The sequence below is a fragment of the Sphingomonas sp. CD22 genome (assembly GCF_034556155.1).
GTDB lineage: Bacteria > Pseudomonadota > Alphaproteobacteria > Sphingomonadales > Sphingomonadaceae > Sphingomonas.
In genome coordinates this window covers 152,580-167,203 of sequence record NZ_JAYDYX010000008.1, presented here as the reverse complement: position 1 = coordinate 167,203, position 14,624 = coordinate 152,580, and the positions used below count along the sequence as shown (strand labels likewise).

The following is a 14,624-nucleotide window of genomic DNA, read 5'->3' as shown; positions in this document are numbered from 1 at the left end:
ACCGGCGCACCGCCCATTCCAGTGTTCCTGCGAAAGCAGGAACCCAGGGCCAAGCAGACGACCGCTGTCCGTCTTCGAAACCCCTGGGCTGCTGCTTTCGCAGGAGCACGAATCGCCCTTTGTAGAGGCCGCGAGTGTAACCGGCGCGATCGCAGGAGCCGCTTCATGACGACCCTCGCCATCACCGGCGCGACGGGGTTCGTCGGCGGCGCGCTGCTCGATCAGGCCCTCGCCGCCGGTCATCACGTCCGCGCGCTCACCCGCCGACCACGGCCCGAACGCGATGGCGTCGTCTGGATCGACGGCGCGCTCGACCGGCCCGACGGCCTGATCGCCCTCGCCAGCGGCGTCGACGCGGTCGTCCATGTCGCCGGCGTGGTGAACGCGCCCGACCGCGCCGGCTTCGTCGCCGGCAATATCGACGGCACGCGCGCGATGCTCGCCGCCGCGACCGCCGCCGGCGTCCGCCGTTTCGTCCACGTCTCCTCGCTGTCAGCGCGCGAACCCGCGCTGTCCAATTACGGCTGGTCGAAAGCCGAAGCCGAATCGCTGGTCCGGGCCAGCCCGCTTGCCTGGAGCATCGTCCGCCCGAGTGGCGTCTACGGCCCCGGCGACATGGAGATGCGCGACCTGTTCCGCGCGGCGACGCTTGGCCTCGCGCTGCTGCCGCCGCGGGGCAAGGTGTCGCTGGTCGCGGTCGACGATCTCGCCCGCATGCTGCTGACGCTCGCGACTCACGATTTGCCGCCCGCGCTCTACGAGGTCGACGACGGCCACGTCCTCACCCACGCTGCCATGGCGCAGGCGATCGCCCGCGCGGTCGGTCGCCGCCGCGTGCTCGCGCTGCACCTGCCCAAGGCGGTCCTCCATCTCGGCGCGAAGCTCGACAGGATGCTGCGCGGATCGGGCGCCAAGCTCACCGCCGATCGCGCGAACTATCTCGCCCATCCCGACTGGACCGCCCGCCCCGCGCTGCGCCCCCCGCCCGATCTGTGGACGCCATCCGTCTCGCCGGAGGCGGGGCTCGCCGCAACCGCGCGATGGTATCGCGCCAACGGATTGCTATAGCGCCGCAACCCTGCCGTATTTGGCCGCCATCCAGGAAGAATGATGACCGACCGCACCCAGATCTTCGACACGATCAAGGCCCAGATCGAACCCTTCAACAAGAAAGGCGTCGCGCTGACCGAGGCGACCACCTTCCAGGGCGATCTGGAGTGGGACAGCCTCACCGTCATGGACTTCGTCGCCGCGATCGAGGACGAGTTCGAGATCATCATCACAATGAACATGCAGGCGGAAATCGAGACGATCGGCCAGCTCGCCGATGCCGTCGCCAAGCTGAAGGGCGAGTCATGACCGAGACCGGCCTGCAGTCCGAAACGCTCGACCTCGATCCCGCCCCGGTCGCGCCTGCCAATGTGTCCGGGCGCGACCTCATGAGCAAGTTCGATCCCCTGATCGCCGAACGCAAGGCGCTGATCGACACCGGCGTCACCGATCCCTTCGCGATCGTGATGGACCGGGTGAACAGCCCGACCGAGGCGGTGATCGCCGGTCGCGACACGATCCTGCTCGGTACCTACAATTACATGGGGATGACGTTCGACCCCGACGTCATCGCCGCCGGCCATGCCGCGCTCGACCAATTCGGCTCGGGCACCAACGGCAGCCGCATGCTCAACGGCACCTTCCGCGACCATATGGACGCGGAGCAGGCGCTGCGCGACTTCTACGACATGACCGGCGCGATCGTCTTCTCGACCGGCTACATGGCCAATCTCGGCATGATCTCGACGCTGGTCGGCAAGGGCGAATACGTCATCCTCGACGCCGACAGCCACGCCTCGATCTACGACGGCTGCAAGCAGGGCAATGCCGAGATCGTCCGCTTCCGCCACAACAGCGTCGAGGATCTCGACAAGCGGCTCGGCCGCCTGCCCAAGGAGGCGGGCAAGCTCGTCGTGCTCGAGGGCGTCTATTCGATGCTCGGCGACGTCGCGCCGCTGCGCGAGATGGTCGCGGTCGCCAAGAAGCACGACGCGATGGTGCTGAGCGACGAGGCGCATTCGATGGGCTTCTACGGCCCCAACGGCCGCGGCGTGTACGAGGATCAGGGCTTGGAGGCGGACGTCGATTTCGTCGTCGGCACCTTCTCGAAATCGGTCGGCACCGTCGGCGGCTTCTGCGTGTCGAACCATCCGAAGTTCGAGGCGATCCGCCTCGCCTGCCGTCCCTATATCTTCACCGCCTCGCTGCCGCCGTCGGTGGTCGCGACCGCGGCGGCGTCGATCCGCAAGTTGATGACCGCGCACGACAAGCGCGCGCAGCTCTGGGCCAACGCCCGCCAGCTGCACGGCGGCCTCAAGGCGATGGGCTTCCGGCTCGGCACCGCGGCGCCCGACAGCGCCATCGTCGCGGTGATCCTCGACGATCAGGAACAGGCGGTGACGATGTGGCAGGCGCTGCTGCACGGCGGCGTCTACGTCAACATGGCGCGCCCGCCGGCGACCCCCGCCGGCACCTTCCTGCTGCGCTGCTCTTTGTGCGCCGAGCATAGCGAAGCGCAGCTCGACGCGGTGCTGGCGGCGTTCCGCGCCGCGGGACAGGCCGTGGGCGCGATCGGCTGAGCCTGCCGCGGCGTACGCCGCGGCGGCTTTCCACGCGGCGGGAAACGGACTAGCCTCGCGACCGTGACTCGCAACGACGCCGAAACGGTCTCCGTAGGGACCCTGGAGGGCGACGCGACCTGGCGGACGATCACGCTCGTCGTGATGGGTCTGCTCGGCGCGGCGGTGCTCGTCGCGCTCATCGTGACGCTTGGCGAGGCCAACCGCCAGCGCGACCGCGCGTTGCAGGCGCAGGCGCACAGCTACGACGTGATGATCCTCGCCCGCACCGTATCGGGCACGATCGCCCGCTCCGAGGCGTCGCTCGGCCGCTACGTCATCAGCGGCAAGGCCGAGAAGGAGCTGGGCCAGCTCTATTACGACCAGTGGCGCCTCGCCGGATCGCAGCTCGGCCGGCTCGAACGGCTGACGATGGACACGCCGGAGCAGAGCGCCCGCGTCCGCCGGCTGCGCGGCGCCTACGAGCAGCGCGGCGAGGAGCTGTCGCTGACCGCGCTCAGCACCACCTACGGCCAGAACAGCCAGGCGCTCGCCCGCTATTACAAGGCGCGCCAGTCGCCGACGCTGACCGCGATCGATACCACGCTCGACCAGATCATCAGCCGCGAACGCGCGCTGCTCGACCAGCGCACCGCCGACGCGATGCGCACCGTCGACCGGTCGAGCCGCATCGCGACGGTGCTCGCGATCTTCGGCGTGCTGATCGTCGTCGGTGCGCTGGTGCTCGGCTGGTTCACGCTGCACGCGGTCGGCGAGCGCGCGCTCGCCCGCGCCGAGGCGGAGGAGGAACGCGAACGCGCCGAGGAACTCGCCGCCGCGGTGACCAAGGCGACCGACGAATTGCGCGTGCAGGAGGCCAAGGTCCGCCAGATCCAGAAGATGGATGCGGTCGGCCAGCTCACCGGCGGCATCGCCCACGATTTCAACAATATGCTCGCGGTGGTCCTCGGCGGGCTCGAACTGGCGCGGCGCGCGGTCGGTCATGACCCGGCGATCGTCGCGCGGCACCTCGACAGTGCGACCGACGGCGCCAATCGCGCCGCGGCGCTGACCCGGCGGCTGCTCGCCTTCAGCCGCGAGGAATCGCTCAAGCCCGAACCGATCGCCGCGGCGGCCCTGGTGTCGGGCATGTCCGAGCTGATCGACCGGACGCTCGGCGATGCGATCACCGTCGTCGTCCGCGACGACGCCCGCGGCTGGCAGGTTCACGCCGATCGCGTGCAGCTCGAAAATGCGGTGCTCAACCTCGCGGTCAACGCGCGCGACGCGATGAACGGCCGCGGCCGGCTGGTCATCGCGACCGGCGCGGCGACGCTCGCCGACGATCATGTCGACGATTGCTGCGCCGGCGACTATGTCACGCTCGCGGTCACCGATACCGGCACCGGCATGACGCCCGACGTGCTCGAGCGCGTCTACGAACCCTTCTTCACCACCAAGGCGGCGGGCAAGGGCACCGGCCTCGGCCTCAGCCAGATCTTCGGGCTGGTGCGGCAATTGCGCGGCGGCATCGCGATCGAGACCGCGCCGGGGCGCGGCACCACCGTCACGCTCTATCTGCCGCGCGACACCAGCGCCGGCGCCGCCGCGCCCGCCGCAGTCGCCGCGCCGGTCACCGTCGCCCCGCTCGCCGAGGCGCTGCGCGTGCTCGTCGTCGAGGACGATCCGCGCGTGCTCGCCGCGACGATGATGGCGCTGGAGGAGCTGGGCCATCGCGCCGTCGCCTGCGACGCGCCGCTCAAGGCGCCAGCCCTGCTCGCCGGGCACGACGATATCGACCTCATCATCTCGGACGTGCTGATGCCGGGGCAGACCGGGCCGGAGATGATCGCCGGTCTCGCGCCGCGTTACCCCCATATCGCGGTGCTGTTCGTCACCGGCTTTGCCGGCGAGGCGAATGCGAGCGAATTCGGCCGCCATCCGGTGCTGCGCAAGCCGTTTACCCTGAGCGGCCTGGAACGCGCGATCGGCAAGGCGCTGGCGACCGAACGCCCCGCCCCGCCGCAGCAGATAGCCGCCGAATGAGGCACGGGAATTTTAGCTGACGTTGCCGCGACCCGCGCCTATACCGGCGGTCCCCAGCCCCGGCCCGAGCCCCTGACCGCATGACTTCCCTCGACCGCTACATGGCCCGGCTGATCGCGTTGCCGCTGTTCTCGACACTGACCATCGCCGCCATGCTGCTGGTGCTCGACCGTATCCAGCGCCTGTTCGTGTTCGTCGCCACCGAAGGCGGCCCGGTCAGCGTCGTGTGGCGCATGCTCGCCAATCTGCTGCCCGAATATCTCGGCCTGGGCATCCCCATCGGCCTGCTGCTCGGCATCCTGCTCGCCTTCCGCCGGCTCGCCGCCAATTCCGAACTCGACGTGCTGCGCGCGGTCGGGGTGAGCTACACCCGGATGCTGCGCGTGCCGTTCATGTACGCGCTGATCCTGGCGGCGCTCAACATCGCGATCGTCGGCTTCGTCCAGCCCAAGGCGCGCTATTATTACGAACAGCTCCGCTTCGAGCTACGCACCGGCGCGCTGGGCGCGTCGATCAAGGTCGGCGAATTCACCCATTTCGGCGACCGCATGACGCTGCGCATCGAACAGAGCCATGACAAGGGCCGCAAGCTCGACGGCATCTTCGTCTATTACAACGACAAGGGCACCAGCTATTCGGTCACCGCGCAATCGGGCCAGTTCCTCGCCACCGACGATCCCAACACGATCATCTTCCGCCTGACCAAGGGCACGCTCGTCCACAAGGCGCCCAATTTCACCGTGCCGCGGGTGCTGACCTTCACCTCGCACGATCTGCCGATCCCGCTGCCGCGCTACGAGAACTTCCGCCAGCGCGGCGGCCGCAACCTCGAATTCACCTTGCCCGAACTCGCCAGGCTCGGCCATCGCGCGCAAAGCGTCGAGCAGCGCGACAGCAGCCGCTCCGAATTCCACTTCCGCCTGGTCGAGGTGGCGACGATGTTCCTGTTGCCGCTGCTCGCGATCGCGCTCGGCGTGCCGCCCAAACGCTCCAATTCGGGGTTCGGCGTGTTCCTCGCGATCGTGATGATCGTCGCCTATCACAAGGTGAACGAATATGCCGCCTCGATCGGCGAGCTCGGACGGATCGATCCGCTGATCGCGCTCTGGGTTCCCTTCTGCATCTTCGCCGGGATCATCCTCTGGATGTATTATCAGATCGCCTATGTCCCCGGCGGGCAACCGATCGGCGCGCTCGAACGCGCCTTCTCGAAGCTCGCCAAGCTCATCACCCGCTATCTGCCCGGCCGCGGCCGCAAGAAGGAGCGCGCGGCATGAGCAGCTTCTTCCCGTCGCGCACCGTCGCGATCTACATGGGGCGGATGTTCCTGGTGCGAACCTTCGGGCTGCTCGCCGCGCTGCTGCTGATCCTGCAGACGCTCGATCTGCTCAGCGAATCGGGACAAATCCTCGCGCATGCCGGCAATACGCAGGACCAGGTGTGGCAATATGTCGGGCTGCGCGCGCCGCAGATCGCCGCCTTCCTGCTGCCCTTCTCCGTCCTGCTCGGCACGATCCTGACGCTCATCACGATGAACCAGAACAGCGAGGTCATCGCGTTGAAGGCCGGCGGGCTGTCGGCGCATCAGGTGCTGGCGCCGCTGCTCGTCGCCAGCCTCGGCGTCGCGGCGCTCAGCTTCGCCTTCAACGAACGGATCGTCAGCCGCGCCACCGCGACGCTCGACCAGTGGAAGGACGCCGATTACGGCGCGCTGCCGATCGACCGCGGCGACCGGACCAACGTCTGGGTGCGCGACGGCGACGATCTGATCGCGGTGCAGCAGGTGCGCGGGCGCGGCGAACAGGTGCGGCTCGGCAACGTCACCGTCTACGATCGTACCGGCGGCGAGCTGGTCGCGATCATCAAGGCGCCGAGCGGCCGCCACGCCGGCAACGGCTGGGCGATCAGCCCGGCGACGCGCTTCGACGTCGCCACCGGCAAACTCAGCACCCTCGGCACGGTCAAGGTCGCGCCGGGCGTGCGTCCCGACCAGTTCACGCTCGGCACGGTCAATCCCGACGGGCTCGACTTCGCCGCGCTCCACGCCGCGATCGGCGACCTGCGCGACGCCGGCCGGCCGACCAAGGCGCTCGAAGGCACACTCTGGCACAAATTCTCCAGCCCGCTGTCCGCGGTGCTGATGCCCCTGCTCGGCGCCGTCGCGGCGTTCGGCATCGCCCGGTCGGGGCAATTGTTCGTACGTGCGGTGATCGGCATGGCGCTCGGCTTCGCCTATTTCGTCGCCGACAATTTCGCGCTCGCGATGGGCAACCTCGGCGCCTATCCGCCCTTCCTCGCCGCCTGGGCCCCCTTCCTGCTGTTCCTGCTGATCGGCGAAGCAGTCCTCATCCGCACCGAGGAATAGGCACGCTGGCGGTGCTGATTGTGGCAGTTGCCCACACCCCGACCGTCCGCCCTGAGCCTGTCGAAGGGCAAGTGAGTCTTGCGCCAAGCTTCGACAATCGGAGCATCAACGGGTGACGTGATGATTGCACGCGAAGGCGCGGAGGCGCGGAGAGGTGTCGCGTGGGCGGACGTGGTCCTATAATTGCGAGCTTTAGTAGGAGAGCCGCTGACGCGGCGAGCGCAACATCTCCGCGCCTCCGCGCCTCCGCGTGAACCAACCTTCTTCCCGTCCGACGCAGCCGTCAGGGCACCGACAACGGCCCCTCGAGCACCGCCGGCATGCGCGACACCAAGGCGCCCGCCAGCTTCGCACCGACGACGGCGGGCGCATTGGCCTGTGTGCCGCCGACCTGCGCGGTCACCGCGCTGCCCGTCCACAAGGTACGACCATCGCGCCACGCGGTGAGCGTGATCGTCATGCGCGTCACGATCAGCGCGCGCAGGTCCTGCTTTTGGGTCGGCAGCGACAGCTGCACGCCAGCCCCCCAATTGGCGACGCTGGCGGCGGGTCCCTTGGTCCCGGCCGGCGCTCCGACCAGACCGCGCGTCTCGTGGACGATCGCGACCCGCGCGCGATAGCGGCTCGGGCCGGTGGCAGGCAGGACGAGGTAATTGGCGGTGTTGAACGCGTCGCCGACTGCCTCCGCGATCGCCGGAACCTCGGGCCCGTCGGTCTTGCCGTCATCCACCACGGTGAGCGTCACCGTACCCGGCGGCAAGGCTTCGACAGCCACTGCGGCGGGAACGGCGAGCAGGGCGACGATGCCAGACCATATGACCATCTATCGACCCCCGCCTTCGATAACCGCCCTGCCCCATTATAGCGCAGTCATGTGGTTACCGGGGTTGGAACGTGCTCCGGACGATCTTGTTCACCAATCCCGGCAGACCGGCATAGCTCGCCTTGTGATAGGGCGAACCGTGCTCGACCGCCGCGGTGATCCGGCGATGCGCCTCGCCGAGCGCGTGATAGGGCAGGCTCGGCAGCAGGTGGTGGAGCGCGTGATAGCGCAGCCCGACCGGCGCCCACAACGCCGGCAACAGCGCGGGCGGCGGCACGTTGACCGAATCGAGATATTGCGCGGTCACCGACATCGGCTCGCCGTCATTCTCCCACAGATGCGCGACAAGCGTGCGGACCTGATTGACCACCGCGACGCCCGACCCGATCGCCAGCGCTATCGCGACGCTCCGCAGCGGGAAGACGCCCGTCGCGGTGAGCACGACGACCGCGATCGCCCACAGGCTTGCCGCGGTCTCCACCCGGTCCCACATCGTCCGCGCCTCGCCGTCAGGTGCGCGGCGGCGGAACGACGGATTGATCGCCAGCGCCGAATAACGCTCCATCACGATGGTGCGGAACTTGGGCGACAGCAGCGACAGCGGCGACAGGATCGCATAGCGGATCAGCAGGCCGAGCGGCGCCAGCGCAGATATCACCACGAACGCCGGCAGGGTCCACGGCTTCATCAGCGCGAGCGGCAGATATTCGGGATCCTCCGACGTGCCATAGCGCGTCTTGGCGTGATGGAGGTTGTGCACGCCTTCGTACATGAAGCTCGGCACCAGCATCGGCACGCCGACCAGCGCATTCCACGCACCGCGGAAGCGGGGCACGGCACTATGCTTCATGTGACTGATTTCATGGATAAAGCTCAGCGCGCGATACAAGGCCAGCGCCGACACGACGGCAGCGAGGACCACCCATCCGGTCCCCTGTACCGTGACCGCCGCGACCAGCGCGCCATAGCCGACCATCACCGACCCGATCAGGTCGGCCCAATAGATGCCGGGACGCGGCGCGATCAGGTCGCGCGTCGCCTCCGCCGCCGCCCGCAGCATCGCCTTGTCATCGGCGATGCGCACACGCGGCGCGCGCCCGGCGGCCTCGGCGACGGGGGCGCGGGATAGGGTCAGCGAGCGTTCCATGGCTTGGTCCATTGGATGAAGATAGTGGCGGTAGCGTGGCATTTACAGGCACCGTCGACGCTGCGGCGCTGCAACATATCGATCACTGATGACGGAAACGTCACTCGCCTTGTCGCGCCGGCGTGCTAGATCGCGGGCCAAAATGGGAGGCCCGACATGAGCGACCTGACGATCACCCCCGTCACCACGAAACGCGAGCGCAAGGCGTTCGTCGACCTGCCGTTCCGGCTGTACAAGGACGATCCCGCCTGGGTGCCGCCGCTGAAGGGCGAGGCGCTCGGCCTGATCACCCCGGAAAAGAACGGCTGGTACAGCCACGCAAAAGTGCAACTGTTCCTGGCGCACGAAGCCGGCCGCGTCGTCGGCCGCATCTCCGCCCACATCGACACCCTCGCGCTGACGATGCCGGCGGATCAGGGCTTCGGGCCGGGCGTCGGCCAATGGGGATCGATGGAGGCGGAGCGCGAGGATATCTTCGTCACGCTCCTCGCCAAGGCGGAAGGCTGGCTGCGCGAACAGGGCATGACGCGGGCGCTGGGTCCGATCTCGCAGTCGGTATGGGAAGAGCCCGGTCTCCTCGTCCAGGGCTTCGATCATGCGCCGACGATCATGATGGGCCACGCCAAGCCGGAATATCAGGGCTGGATCGAGCGCGCGGGCTACCAGCAAGTCAAGCAGCTCTTCACCTATGAGCTTGACATCACGCAGGAATTCCCGCCGATCGTGAAGCGGATCATCCGGTCCGGCGAAAACAATCCCCGCATCGTCGTCCGCGAGGTCGACAAGCGCAAGTTCGAGGAGGAGGCGGCGATCATCCTGTCGATCCTCAACGATGCGTGGAGCGACAATTGGGGCTTCGTGCCGCTCACCCCGCCCGAGATCAAGGACGTCGGCGTCAAGCTCAAACCGATCGTGTTCAACGACCTGATCCGCATCGCCGAGCTCGACGGCAAGCCGGTAGCGTTCATGATCACGCTCCCCGATCTCAACGAGCCGCTGAAGCCGCTCAACGGGTCGCTGCTGCCGTTCGGCTGGGCCAAGCTGCTGCTGTGGTTACGCAAGCCCAAGGTGCGCACGATGCGCGTGCCGCTGATGGGCGTCGTCAAGGAATTGCAGGCGTCGCGGATGGCGAGCCAGCTCGCCTTCATGATGATCGAATATATCCGCGTCGCCTCGGTCCAGCATTACGGCGCGAGCCGCGGCGAGATCGGCTGGATCCTCGACGACAATCAGGGGATGCGCTCGATCGCCGAGACGATCGATAGCCGCGTCAACAAGGTCTACAACATCTACGGGCGGGATCTGTAGACCCCGCCGGCTCCTTCCCCGCGGCGCGAGGGAGGAGCTGATCGGGTCAGACCGTGAAGCTTTCCCCGCAGCCGCAGGCGCCCTTGGCATTGGGGTTGTTGAACACGAAGCCCGCGGTGAAATCGTCCTCGACCCAGTCCATCGTCGAGCCGACCAGATACAGGATCGACCCGCCGTCGACGAACAACGTGCCGCCGGGCGTCTCGATCCGCTCGTCGAACGGCTTGGCCTCGGTGACGTAGTCGACCGAATAGGCGAGCCCCGAACAGCCGCGCCGCGGCGTCGAGAGCTTGACCCCGATCGCCCCGTCCGGCGCGCGCGCCATCAGGTCAGCGATGCGCGCGTCGGCGTTGGCGGTGAGGATCAGCGGCGCGGGCCGCTGGCGCAGGATCGTGGCCATTACAGCATCCCCAGTTCGAGCTTGGCGTCGTCCGACATCTTCTGCGGATCCCATGGCGGGTCCCAGACCAGATTGACGTCGGCGAAGGCGATCCCCGGCACCGCGGCGACGCGCATCTCGACCTCGGCGGGCATCGATTCGGCGACCGGGCAATGCGGCGTGGTGAGCGTCATCGTCACCACCGCCTGACCGTTGTCCGCGACCTCGACGCCGTAGATCAGGCCGAGATCGTAGATGTTCACCGGGATCTCCGGATCGTAGATCTCCTTGAGCGCGTCGATCACCGCCTCGTACAGCGCGCCGCCCGGCTCGCCCGGCGCATCGCCCTGCGGCTGCTGCTGGAGAAAGCCGGTGAGGTAATCGCGTTCGCGCGGCGCAGTGTCCGCCACGTCCTCGACACGCGCGCGCGGCGCCGGCGTCACCGCCTCCACTTCCTCGATACGGATCGCATCGCTCATCCGAAAATCCCTACCCAAAAATACGAGTTACGCGTTCGACGCCCTTGACCAGCGCCTCGATGTCCTGCGGACCGTTGTAGACCGCGAAGCTCGCCCGCGCAGTCGCGTCGACGCCCAGCACCTCCATCAGCGGCTGTGCGCAATGATGGCCGGCGCGGATCGCCACCCGGCCCTCGTCCAAGATGGTGCCAACGTCGTGCGGATGCACCCCCTCGACCGCGAAACTGACGATGCCGGCGCTGTCCTCCGGCCCGAACAGGCGGACCGAGTTGAGCGAGCCCAGCGCCGCACGGGCATCGCGGACCAGCGCGGTTTCATGCGCGTGGATGCGATCGAGCCCGATCCCCTCGACATAATCGATCGCCGCGGCGAGGCCGAGCGCGCCGACGATATGCGGCGTCCCCGCCTCGAACCGCCCCGGCGGCGGCGCATACGTGGTGCGCGCGAAGGTGACGCGGTCGATCATCGAACCACCGCCCTGATAGGGCGGCATCTGCGACAGCAGGTCGCCGCGGCCCCAGAGCACGCCGATCCCGGTCGGGCCATAAAGCTTGTGGCCGGAGAAGACGTAGAAGTCGCAGCCGATCGCCGCGACGTCCACCGCGATCCGCGGCACCGCCTGACAGCCGTCGAGCAGGATCTTCGCGCCCACGCCATGCGCCAGATCGGTCGCGCGCTTCGCATCGAGCACCGAGCCGAGCACGTTCGAGACGTGCGCGAGCGCGACCAATTGGTGCTGCGGGGTCAGCATCCGCTCCATCGCATCGAGGTCGATGCGCTGGTCGGCGGTGAGCGGCAACACGTCGATCGCCGCGCCGACGCGCTCGGCGGCCATCTGCCACGGCACGATATTGCTGTGATGCTCCAGCATCGACAGCAGGATGCGGTCGCCCGCCTTGAGCTGCGTCGCCGCCCAGCATTGCGCGACGAGGTTGATCCCCTCGGTCGCGCCGCGGACGAAGACGATCTCGTCGGACGTGGTCGCGCCGATGAACCGCGCGACCTTGGCGCGCGCCGCCTCATAGGCGACGGTCATGTCGGCCGACCGCTGATAGACGCCGCGATGCACGGTCGCATAGGTCTCGCCATAGGCGCGCGCGATCGCGTCGATCACGACCTGCGGCTTCTGCGCGGTCGCGGCGGTGTCGAGATAGGCCCAGCCCGCCGGGATCGCCGGAAAATCGGCGACGCGATCGAGGGGGGATTCGCTCATGACGTCCGCTCCAGCCACGCGTCGGCATCCGCCGCGAACACCTCGCGCACCGTCTCGTCCGCGATCCGGTCGATCGCATCCGCGACGAACGCTCGCGTCAGCAACGCCTTGGCGCGGGCCGCGGGGATGCCGCGGCTCTGCATGTAGAAGAGCGCGCGCGCGTCGAGTTCGCCGACCGTCGCGCCGTGCGCGCACTTCACGTCGTCGGCGAAGATCTCCAGCTCGGGCTTGAGGTTCACCGTCGCGGTACGCTGGAGCAGCAGGCCGCGCAGCGATTGTTCGCCGTCGGTCTTCTGCGCATCGCGCGCCACCTCGACCGCGGCGGCGAGGCTGACCGTCGAGCGATCCGCCGCGACCGCGCGCCAAAGCTGGTGCGACTGGCCGTTGGGCTTGGCATGGCGGACGCGCACCGCGCATTCCTGCCGCTGATCGTCGCGGGTGAGCAGCGCACCGCCAAGCTCGGCATAGGCGCCGTCGCCGTTCAGCGTCAGCGCCGCGTCGAGCCGCGTCCCCGCCGCAGTGGCGCCGAGCGCGACCGAGACGAAGCTGGCGGCCCCGGATAGCGTCACCTCGTCGCGGGTCGAGACGAAGCCGGCGTCCTGCACGATGCGGACGGCGCGCATCACCCGCGCGCCCTGCCCCAGCTCGAACCGGGTCAGCGTGTTGGTCCAGCCGGCGCCGGTGAAGCTCTCGACCAGCGTCAACACGGCATCCTCGCCGAGCGTGATGACGAGCGGCGTCTGGCTGTCCTCGCCGGCATTGACGCGGGCGATCTCGATCATGGTGACGGTCCGCGGCGCGAGCGTGATCCGGTGGCCGTCGCCCGAGGCATAGCGGCCGAGCGGGTGGTCGCTGCCGACGGTTTGCGCGGTGATGGCGAGATCGCCGGGGCGGCTGGCATCACGATCGAGACAGCCGCCGACGAACACCAGTCGCGCCGCGTCGGGCAGGATCGCCGCGGGCACCGCCGCCGACTGCGGCGTCAGCGCGCGGGCGGCCTGCAACGCGGGCATGTCGGCCCAGCGGAACGCTTCCTCGCGCGCGGTGGGCAATTCGAGAACGGCGGTCATGCGGCGGCTCGCTGAATGATGTCACGCGAAGGCGCGAAGACGCGAAGCATCCCCAATTCCTCCCCCGCCAGGGAGTGTCGGGTTGGATTGCCCCCGGCAATCCAAGCACATGCCGGGGGCATGTGCGACCCGACACTGTGGCAGGCCGAAGGCCTGACGGAGGGGGAGGATACGGTAAGCTCGGCGTATGCGGAAACGCCCCCTCCACCACGCCCTGCGGGCGCGGTCCCCCTCCCCCGCTGCGCGAGGGAGGAATTTAGGGCGCCCGCGAAAGCGACCGGCAGGATCGCCCCGACAACGCAATCTCCGCGCCTCCGCGCCTCCGCGCGAACAAAAACCGAATCGAGGACACCCGACGGCATGCCAAGCGACACGCCCTCTTCGCGCCTTCGCGCCTTCGCGTGAACGAAAATCACGCCGTCACCCCCGCATAGCCCTCGCGCTCCAGCTCGTGCGCAAGCTCCGCACCGCCGGTGCGGACGATACGCCCGTCGGCGAGCACATGGACGACGTCCGGCCGCACGTAATCGAGCAGCCGCTGGTAATGGGTAATCAACAGCACCGCCTTGTCGGGCGCGCGCATGATGCGGTTGATCCCGTCGCCGACGATGCGCAGCGCGTCGATGTCGAGGCCGCTGTCCGTCTCGTCGAGGATCGCGAACTTGGGGTTCACGACGCCCATCTGGACCATTTCGTTGCGCTTCTTCTCGCCGCCCGAGAAGCCGACGTTGACCGGGCGCTTGAGCATCTCGGCATCCATGTCGAGCTTGCGCGCTTCTTCGCGCGCGAGCTTGAGGAATTCGGCGCCCGACAGCGACTTCTCGCCGCGCACGCCGCGTTGCGCGTTCAAAGCCTCGCGCAGGAACTGGACGTTGCTGACGCCAGGGATCTCGACCGGATATTGAAATCCGAGGAACACACCCGCCGCGGCACGCTCGTTGGGAGCAAGCTCCAGCAGATCCTGCCCGTCGAAGGTGATCGACCCTTCGGTCACCTCATAGCCGGGGCGGCCGCCGAGGACATAGCCGAGCGTCGACTTGCCCGCGCCGTTGGGCCCCATGATCGCATGGATCTCGCCGGCGTTCACCTCGAGGGTCAGGCCCTTGAGGATCGGCTTGCCGTCGATCTCGGCATGGAGGTTTTCAATCTTGAGCATCGTTCTGATCTTCTTCCTTAAGCCCCTCC

The 14,624-nt window shown here is 68.2% G+C and carries 14 protein-coding genes; 7 read left to right on the top strand and 7 right to left on the bottom strand.

Annotated features, from left to right (window positions below; genetic code table 11):
• The first annotated feature begins 165 nt into the window (after positions 1–165).
• The 6 genes from SFC76_RS16205 to lptG all read left to right on the top strand — a co-directional run bounded on the left by SFC76_RS16205 (position 166) and on the right by lptG (position 7,020).
• Positions 166–1,068 carry an SDR family oxidoreductase gene (locus SFC76_RS16205; RefSeq protein WP_322850437.1) on the top strand — a complete coding sequence of 301 codons (903 nt, stop codon included), beginning with the start codon at positions 166–168 and terminating at the stop codon, positions 1,066–1,068.
• A gap of 42 nt (positions 1,069–1,110) precedes the next feature.
• On the top strand, positions 1,111–1,359 hold the full coding sequence (locus SFC76_RS16200) for an acyl carrier protein (protein ID WP_322850436.1): 249 nt from the start codon (positions 1,111–1,113) through the stop codon (positions 1,357–1,359).
• The gene (gene spt / locus SFC76_RS16195) at positions 1,356–2,630 is read left to right on the top strand and encodes a serine palmitoyltransferase (RefSeq protein WP_322850435.1); all 1,275 of its coding nucleotides are present in this window, start codon (positions 1,356–1,358) and stop codon (positions 2,628–2,630) included. Before SFC76_RS16200 ends, spt begins: the two co-directional genes overlap by 4 nt.
• A gap of 144 nt (positions 2,631–2,774) precedes the next feature.
• The gene (locus SFC76_RS16190) at positions 2,775–4,655 is read left to right on the top strand and encodes an ATP-binding protein (RefSeq protein WP_322850467.1); all 1,881 of its coding nucleotides are present in this window, start codon (positions 2,775–2,777) and stop codon (positions 4,653–4,655) included.
• Between the two features lie 80 nt (positions 4,656–4,735).
• On the top strand, positions 4,736–5,932 hold the full coding sequence (lptF, locus tag SFC76_RS16185; RefSeq protein WP_322850434.1) for an LPS export ABC transporter permease LptF: 1,197 nt from the start codon (positions 4,736–4,738) through the stop codon (positions 5,930–5,932).
• On the top strand, positions 5,929–7,020 hold the full coding sequence (lptG, locus tag SFC76_RS16180) for an LPS export ABC transporter permease LptG (protein ID WP_322850433.1): 1,092 nt from the start codon (positions 5,929–5,931) through the stop codon (positions 7,018–7,020). Before lptF ends, lptG begins: the two co-directional genes overlap by 4 nt.
• A 283-nt stretch (positions 7,021–7,303) precedes the next feature.
• Here the strand turns inward: lptG and SFC76_RS16175 are convergent, their stop codons facing one another.
• Together SFC76_RS16175 and SFC76_RS16170 are read right to left on the bottom strand one after the other, a co-directional pair.
• A complete protein-coding gene (locus tag SFC76_RS16175; RefSeq protein ID WP_322850432.1) occupies positions 7,304–7,843 on the bottom strand; it encodes a hypothetical protein in 540 nt (179 codons plus the stop codon).
• Between the two features lie 55 nt (positions 7,844–7,898).
• On the bottom strand, positions 7,899–9,002 hold the full coding sequence (locus SFC76_RS16170; RefSeq protein ID WP_322850431.1) for a fatty acid desaturase: 1,104 nt from the start codon (positions 9,000–9,002) through the stop codon (positions 7,899–7,901).
• Positions 9,003–9,146: 144 nt separating this feature from the next.
• On the opposite strand from SFC76_RS16170, the gene SFC76_RS16165 reads away from it, so the two are divergent.
• Positions 9,147–10,298, top strand: coding sequence for an N-acetyltransferase (locus SFC76_RS16165; RefSeq protein WP_322850430.1), 1,152 nt, complete (start codon positions 9,147–9,149; stop codon positions 10,296–10,298).
• Positions 10,299–10,344: 46 nt separating this feature from the next.
• Here the strand turns inward: SFC76_RS16165 and SFC76_RS16160 are convergent, their stop codons facing one another.
• The 5 genes from SFC76_RS16160 to sufC all read right to left on the bottom strand — a co-directional run bounded on the left by SFC76_RS16160 (position 10,345) and on the right by sufC (position 14,595).
• Positions 10,345–10,698 (bottom strand): HesB/IscA family protein, encoded by a 354-nt coding sequence (locus SFC76_RS16160; RefSeq protein WP_322850429.1) that lies wholly within the window; start codon positions 10,696–10,698, stop codon positions 10,345–10,347.
• On the bottom strand, positions 10,698–11,156 hold the full coding sequence (locus tag SFC76_RS16155) for an SUF system Fe-S cluster assembly protein (protein ID WP_322850428.1): 459 nt from the start codon (positions 11,154–11,156) through the stop codon (positions 10,698–10,700). The genes SFC76_RS16160 and SFC76_RS16155 overlap by 1 nt, the downstream gene beginning before the upstream one ends.
• Positions 11,157–11,166: 10 nt before the next feature.
• Complete coding sequence (locus SFC76_RS16150) at positions 11,167–12,369, bottom strand: cysteine desulfurase (protein WP_322850427.1); 1,203 nt, start codon at positions 12,367–12,369, stop codon at positions 11,167–11,169.
• Entirely contained in the window at positions 12,366–13,439 is a 1,074-nt protein-coding gene (locus SFC76_RS16145; RefSeq protein ID WP_322850426.1) for a SufD family Fe-S cluster assembly protein, read from the bottom strand. The genes SFC76_RS16150 and SFC76_RS16145 overlap by 4 nt, the downstream gene beginning before the upstream one ends.
• Positions 13,440–13,851: 412 nt before the next feature.
• The gene (sufC, locus tag SFC76_RS16140; RefSeq protein ID WP_322850425.1) at positions 13,852–14,595 is read right to left on the bottom strand and encodes a Fe-S cluster assembly ATPase SufC; all 744 of its coding nucleotides are present in this window, start codon (positions 14,593–14,595) and stop codon (positions 13,852–13,854) included.
• Between the last annotated feature and the right edge of the window lie 29 nt (positions 14,596–14,624).